Genomic DNA, 6,347 nt, shown 5'->3' on the forward strand with positions numbered 1-6,347 from the left:
CGAAATTCGATAGTTGAAACAAGGACGTGGGCGGAGGGTGGGCGGCAGTTTCGCACCGTGACGGGACGCCGCCGCCTACCATGGCATGGCGATTGCGCGAACCGTCTTGATCTTGTCGAAATCGGCCTCACTTGAACACAAATCGGACGCCACCCGACTACACCGAAGCCCTGGGCCGAGACCGCCCTGACTAGCTGCCGTTGCCCCATGGGCGACGTTTAGCGTGCCCACCCTGAGACTGGCACACTGAATTTGTGCTTCCGCTGATGGCCGCTGCTGATCAGGATGCGTTCTCACCGTTTCTGCTGCCAGCGTTGTGTCGGTCAGTGCATTGGTCTTCACCGTAGCCTCATTCTGGTGGATCAACGCCAGACAGGGGCGCCTGGAGACGTGGGAGCCTCATTCCTTTGCAGCGATTTGCCACGGCTCCATGATTCGCCTGCGGCTTCCGCTCATCTTTCACAACACCGGTGCCAAGCCGATAGTCGTGCAGGATCTCATGCTGAGCTTCCCGGATGAGCCCGCCTCTCATCTGCCACTCCTGTGGACATCTTCACCATCCCGTCTCCAACCCGGGCCGGACGAGGAGCAGAAGTTGCCGGCCGGATTCGTTGTGGCCGGCAGAGAGGCGCAACAACTCTTCATCGAGTTCGAGGCACCGTTTTCTGGGTGGGTTCCGGAGGCCCGTGACTACAAGGTCCGAATCCAAGTGAGGGTTGGCCACCGCAAGGGTTGGCGCTCGCTTCTGACGTTCACCTTGAGGACCACCAACATCATTTATCCCGACCGGTATGTCGTCTACATCAACGCCCCTCTCGAACTGACGAAGGAAGACCAGAAAAAGGCAGACGCTGCGCTCCTGGAGCTGTTGGAGGGGCAGGAGAAGGGCCCTTCCACCAAGAGCGAGACCAAGCGGCGAGACTCTTCGAACGACGAGGGCGACGCCGGTACAGACCTATAGCTCGGAAACATGATCCCGAGCTCAGCCAGGGCGAACGTGTCGGCGGCTTGCCCGCTGCCGTCGGATCCGGTCATGGACGTGGCCGGGATGGCGATGCTGAAGTCTTCGGTGACGAGCTCATACCAACGGCTCACCTCGGCGGTGGGAAACGATCTACAAGTTCACGGGAAACGATCACCGAAGGGGCGGGAGTCGCCCCTGATCGGCGCATTTCGTCGGTTCCCCGGGACCATGTGCTGTCGGTCGGGACCCGTTCGATGTGATCGATGCCCACGGTGGTGAAGAAGGCTGCCGCCCGGCGGAGGAAGGCGGCGCAGGTGACGGCCTTCTCGTCGGGGTGGACTTCGCTGTAGGCGAGGCGGGTGTGGTCGTCGACGGCGGAATGGATGTAGTCGAAGCCCATGCCGCTGCGGGTGGCTCGCCCGGCCTGGCGGCCAAGGGCCTTGTGACCGCCCCCGTCGGGGATCCGGCCGAGTTTCTTCACATCGACGTGTATGAGCTCGCCGGGCCGCTCACGTTCGTAGCGGCGGATGAGCTGGCCGGTGGGGCCGGTCCAGGAAGGCAAGCCGGTTCAGCCCGTGACGGGTCAGGATGCGGTGCACGGTCGAAGCGGGAAGGTCCAGGATCGGGCCGATCCGGGCCGGGCCCAGTTTGCGGTTCTGGCGCAGCCGGCACACCCGGGCCTCGGTCTCGGCCGGGGTTCGGTGCGGTGTCGTACATGGCCTGCTGGAACGGTCGCGCAGGCCCGCTTCGCCCTCCACCCGCCAGCGGCGGACCCACTTGTGTGCCGTGGTTCGCGAGATACCCATCTCCAGCGGCGACATGGGCGATTACGCGCCCGTAATCGACGCGTTCAACCAGCAGCCGTCTGCCGTGAACGGTCAGCCGGGCATTACGGTGGACACGAAGACCTCCGTGCGTGGTGTGAAGCCTAGACACCTCCACCACACCGAAGGTCTTCGCCATGATCAAGACCTATGAGTGTCAACAACGCTCGTGGTCAATACACCTAGCTCGTACCGGCGGGCGGGTCGGCGTAGAGGTCGTGCAGCATGCCGGTGGCCTGCCCGACTTCGATGAGATAGCCGTCCGGGTCGCGCAAATAGCACCGCAGCTCGGCCTTGCGATCGATGGGTGGCGTGAGGAATTCGGCGCCCTTCGCACTCCACTCTCGGTGACATGCCTCGATGTCGGCGACGCGGAGGTTGAGGAAGCTGCTGACCGTGCCCGGGTCGGTGGGCGGGCGCAGGGTGACGTCTGGCTTGTCCGGGGTGGGGCCGCCGCCCGGGTTCATGATGATCCATCCGTTGGCGAGCTTGATGGTGCAGGGGTTCTCCTCGAGCACCACCTCACCGCCGAGAACGTCGGTGTAGAAGGCGCGAGATCGGGCTACGTCGGCCACCGTCAGAAAGTGAGTGAGGAGAAGCCCGGAATCCGGGGCAGGAAAACCATCACCGTGCATGCAAGACCTCCAGGCAAATCGGATGTTTCCTTCCATAGTGGTGGGTGGATGTCCGTGGGCATGAATGAACACGGCCGCGAGGGGAGCCAGCCGTGCTGGCCGCCGGGCCCTTCGCTGCCATCGAGCCCGTGCCGGCGGCCCGGGGGGCGCCTGTACGGGCACTGGCTGTGTACTTCGCTTCTCACCACTCGCCAAGTGGGCTGGGGCTGCCAACACCTGCCGGGTGGACCTCGATGTTGCTATCGGCGTTGAGCAGTACTCGACGACCTGGGTAGGTCCGTTCGACAGTCGTGACGTCACGCTCATCGAACACGCCGCTGAAGACGAGGACACCACGGATCAGCTCGGTCTTGAACGCACTGCTGGGCCACAGGTGGAGACACGCCTCCACTGTGATCGGCTGCTCAGGTGGGGGAAGGTCAGGGTGGACCTACGACGAACTGGCTAGCCGCAGCGGCCTGGCCAGGCGCACCCTCATCGAAATCGAGCAGGGCCGCACCATTGGATCCCTCAAGACCTGGCACGCCCTCGCCCACGCCCTGAACGTGCCGTCGACAACCTCTTCGCCACCCTCTGCGACGGTCACCGCCCCCCGCCGAGCCGCCAAATAGCCCCAGCTGCGCTGTCGTCGACGGATCACCCGATCCGGTCACCGGACTCGCGTATATGTGCGACTGGTCGGGCATTCGTTCCTGTGGATTGGGGCGTTCGTGGGACGTTGGCGGCACGGACACTGTGTTGGCGGCGCGTCGCCTGCCACCTTCGCGGCCATGTGTTCCCTCACCACCCCGTCCGGCCGCCGCTGGGACGGTACCCCCTCGACGCCCTGGCGCCTGCGTTCCCTGCGGGTCGCCGCGGACAGTCCCAGTAGGCTCCTGCGCACCGCCCAGCCTCAACGCTGCCGTGACTGCGGCCACCGCATCGACTGGTACACCCGCGCCCATGGGCAACCCGTCGGCCTGCACCCGCAGGAACTCGACCCAGCCGCAGTCCCGGTCTCCTGCCGATGGCACGTCGACTCCGGCATCGCGCACGCCGCGGGCGACGGCACCCGGTGGTGCCGCATCCCCCACCCCGGCTTCCCGGCCATCGTCGGGAACAGCTGCGCCGCGTGGCTCAGCGCGCCGCTGATGGCTATTTATGCTCTGCGCATGCAGCACGCAGGCGTTCGGCTCACTTCTCGGCTTCGGACTCCCGCACCGGTTGGCTGAGAAGCCCATTGAGCCGTCGATGACACCGTCCTTGTGCCCGGCGGCGAATTACCCGTACGCCGTCTGCCACGGGGCGAGGTCGTGCGGGAGGCAGTGCCAGGGAATCCCGGTCCGGTCCGCGTGAGCGTGCTGCCGATGGCTGGACGGATGCGGAACGTCCTCGTCTGCGTGGTGCGGCTGGAAGACCTGGCGCCGGGCCGTGACGGTGGTTCCGAAACTCTCCCGCAATCCTCACCTCGGCGACACCGCATGTCGTCTTCCGCCACCGCCTGACCTGGGCCATCATGAGCCGCCATCGGCCGACCGCAGTCTGCGAAGAGGTGACTCATGGCAGGGCCCCGGATGGGACAGGGCGTATGGCGCCGCAAGCCCATCGAACAGATCGAAGAAGGCGCTCCGAGCGAGCAGCTCACCAGAACACTCGGCCTGTGGCAGCTGACGGCCATCGGTGTCGGCGGCATCATCGGTGCCGGGATCTTCGCCCTCGCCGGCGCGGTCGCGAACGGTACGGCGGGGCCCGCAGTGGTCGTCTCGTTCCTCATCGCGGGCGTGGCGAGCGCGGCCGCGGCCTTCTCGTACGCCGAGTTCGCGGGCCTCATCCCGAAGGCGGGTTCGGCCTACACCTACGGCTATGCCGTGCTTGGCGAGCTGGCGGGTTGGTTCATCGGCTGGGACCTGCTGCTGGAGTACACGGCGATCGTGGCAGTCGTCGCCATCGGAATCTCGGGCTACTTCGGCTTCCTCCTGGGGGCGCTGGGGGTGGACCTGCCCGCGTGGATGCTGGGCGCGCCAGGCACGGGGCAGGGGCACCAGGTCGATCTGTTCGCGATGATCCTGTGTCTGTTCACCGCGTATCTGCTCACCCTCGGGATCAGGAACGCCGCCCGGTTCGAGACGGTCGTTGTGGTGCTGAAGGTCCTGGTCGTCCTGCTGGTGATCGTGGTCGGCTTCTTTCACATCGACACCTCCAACTACAACCCGTTCTTTCCGTACGGCATCGGCGGGGCGTTCACGGGTGCGGCGACCGTCTTCTTCGCGGTGTTCGGGTACGACGCCATGTCGACGGCGGCCGAGGAGTCCAAGGACGCGCAGCGCCACATGCCGAAGGCGATCATCTACTCGCTGGCGGTCTCGATGGTGCTGTACGTGCTGGCCTGTCTGGTGCTGACGGGTATGCAGAACTACACGGAGATCGACCCGGAGAGCGGCTTCTCCACGGCCTTCGAGTCGGTCGGGCTGCCCGGTCTCGCGAATCTCATCGCGGTGGGCGCGATCATCGGCATCCTCACCGTGATGTTCACGTTCATGCTGGGTGTGACCCGGGTGTGGTTCTCGATGAGCCGCGACGGGCTGCTGCCGCACTGGTTCGCGAAGACGCACCCGACGCGGCATGTGCCGGTCCGGGTGACGTGGATCGTTGGGGTGGGCTCCGCGCTGATCGCCGGATTCCTGCCGATCGGCGAGGCCGCGGAGCTGACGAACATCGGCATTCTTCTGGCGTTCGTCGTGGTGTGCATCGCGGTGATCGTGCTGCGTTACCGGCAGCCGGACCTGCCGCGGAAGTTCCGCTGCCCCGGGATGCCGTTCGTGCCGGCGATCGGTGTCGTGTTCTCGCTTTGGCTGATCACGTTCCTCGCGTGGCAGACCTGGCTCCGGTTCGCGGTGTGGCTCGTGATCGGCCTGGTGATCTACTTCGGGTACTCGTACCGGAACTCCAACCTGGCCAGGGAGAGCGGGGCCGCGCCGAAGCAGCTGTGACATGACGGCCGCGGCTTGGGCGGCAGCGCGGCCGACGACCGCCGGAACCCGTGCGCGACCGCAGCCCGATCGACGAGGCACTGGAACGCATGAGTGCGCGGCGGCTGCTGCCAGGGTCGTACCTCGCAGCGAGAGCTGCCGTCACGGAATCGATGTCGTTACTCATAACCAGGCCGGCGATGCACGCCAGCGTTCACATACATCCAATTGTATGCGTCGGTATGCCCGGTAGCTGCAACCTCGGCACGATGCAACCAGCGGCCGTCCGGGGCCGGACGGAGCCGTCTCGTCTGGGTGAGATCAGCGGCGCAGTGATTCGATCAGGGCGCTGCGGGCTGTCGCTGTGCGCATCGCCCGGTAGTAGAGCCGTCTGTGGGACGAGTAGTGCCAGGGAAGGGGTGGGTGCCCGATGTCCAGGCCGTTGCCCCTGCGTTCGGTTCGCCAGGCCGTCAGGGCGGGCCCGATCAACTCCCAGCGGGCATCGGACAGATCGCTGGGATACGGGCGATGATGCGTCATGTTCCGTTAGTACCGTTGGGCACACTCTGCCCCCAGGGCGCAAACGGCGTCAGACGGGGGCGCCTTGGGGTTTCCGAGTGCCGGTCTGCTCGACGATCCATGACTCAGCGAAGCGTTTCCAAGTCGATGCCTCTCCAGCCCCATGGGCAAGGCCCAGGCTGTGGGGGCCGTGGGGGAAGACATGCACCGTGTGGGGCACATTGTCGGCGGCCAATGCCGCAGCGAGGCGATAGGTGTGCTCAGGCGGAACGTAAGAATCCTCTGCCGTGTGCCAGAGGAAGAATGGAGGAGACGACGGAGTCACCAGCGCGTCGAGCGAGGTGGAACGACGGTCACGTCCGCTGGAGTGGTGTATCGACGGCCACTCGGTGATCTCGTATTTGAGGCTATGCGGTGAGTTCGGTGGGCAGGACTGACTCGTCGTCTTCTGACTCGA

Annotated in this window: 5 protein-coding genes and 3 pseudogenes; 4 read left to right on the forward strand and 4 right to left on the reverse strand. The window is 65.6% G+C overall.

Going from position 1 to position 6,347, the window contains the following annotated elements; translation table 11 throughout:
- Positions 1 to 331 precede the first annotated feature (331 nt).
- Entirely contained in the window at positions 332 to 961 is a 630-nt protein-coding gene (locus J7E87_RS32055; RefSeq protein WP_215098133.1) for a hypothetical protein, read from the forward strand.
- Positions 962 to 1,196: 235 nt separating this feature from the next.
- Here J7E87_RS32055 and J7E87_RS32060 read toward each other — a convergent pair.
- Positions 1,197 to 1,900 (reverse strand): annotated as a pseudogene (locus J7E87_RS32060) (helix-turn-helix domain-containing protein); the annotation flags it as partial.
- A gap of 70 nt (positions 1,901 to 1,970) precedes the next feature.
- A complete protein-coding gene (locus J7E87_RS32065) occupies positions 1,971 to 2,423 on the reverse strand; it encodes a VOC family protein (protein ID WP_215098134.1) in 453 nt (150 codons plus the stop codon).
- 422 nt (positions 2,424 to 2,845) lie between these two features.
- On the opposite strand from J7E87_RS32065, the pseudogene J7E87_RS32070 reads away from it, so the two are divergent.
- The 3 genes and pseudogenes from J7E87_RS32070 to J7E87_RS32075 all read left to right on the forward strand — a co-directional run.
- A pseudogene (locus J7E87_RS32070) lies at positions 2,846 to 3,018 on the forward strand (helix-turn-helix transcriptional regulator); the annotation flags it as partial.
- Between the two features lie 175 nt (positions 3,019 to 3,193).
- Complete coding sequence (locus tag J7E87_RS35685) at positions 3,194 to 3,634, forward strand: DUF6083 domain-containing protein (RefSeq protein ID WP_251018313.1); 441 nt, start codon at positions 3,194 to 3,196, stop codon at positions 3,632 to 3,634.
- Between the two features lie 327 nt (positions 3,635 to 3,961).
- Complete coding sequence (locus tag J7E87_RS32075) at positions 3,962 to 5,392, forward strand: amino acid permease (protein ID WP_215098135.1); 1,431 nt, start codon at positions 3,962 to 3,964, stop codon at positions 5,390 to 5,392.
- Between the two features lie 396 nt (positions 5,393 to 5,788).
- Here J7E87_RS32075 and J7E87_RS36635 read toward each other — a convergent pair.
- Positions 5,789 to 5,911 (reverse strand): annotated as a pseudogene (locus tag J7E87_RS36635) (IS5/IS1182 family transposase); the annotation flags it as partial.
- A gap of 49 nt (positions 5,912 to 5,960) precedes the next feature.
- Positions 5,961 to 6,284 (reverse strand): alpha/beta hydrolase, encoded by a 324-nt coding sequence (locus tag J7E87_RS36640; RefSeq protein WP_374195248.1) that lies wholly within the window; start codon positions 6,282 to 6,284, stop codon positions 5,961 to 5,963.
- Positions 6,285 to 6,347 lie beyond the last annotated feature (63 nt).

The sequence above is a fragment of the Streptomyces sp. ISL-1 genome, assembly GCF_018614585.1.
GTDB classification, from domain to species: domain Bacteria; phylum Actinomycetota; class Actinomycetes; order Streptomycetales; family Streptomycetaceae; genus Streptomyces; species Streptomyces maoxianensis.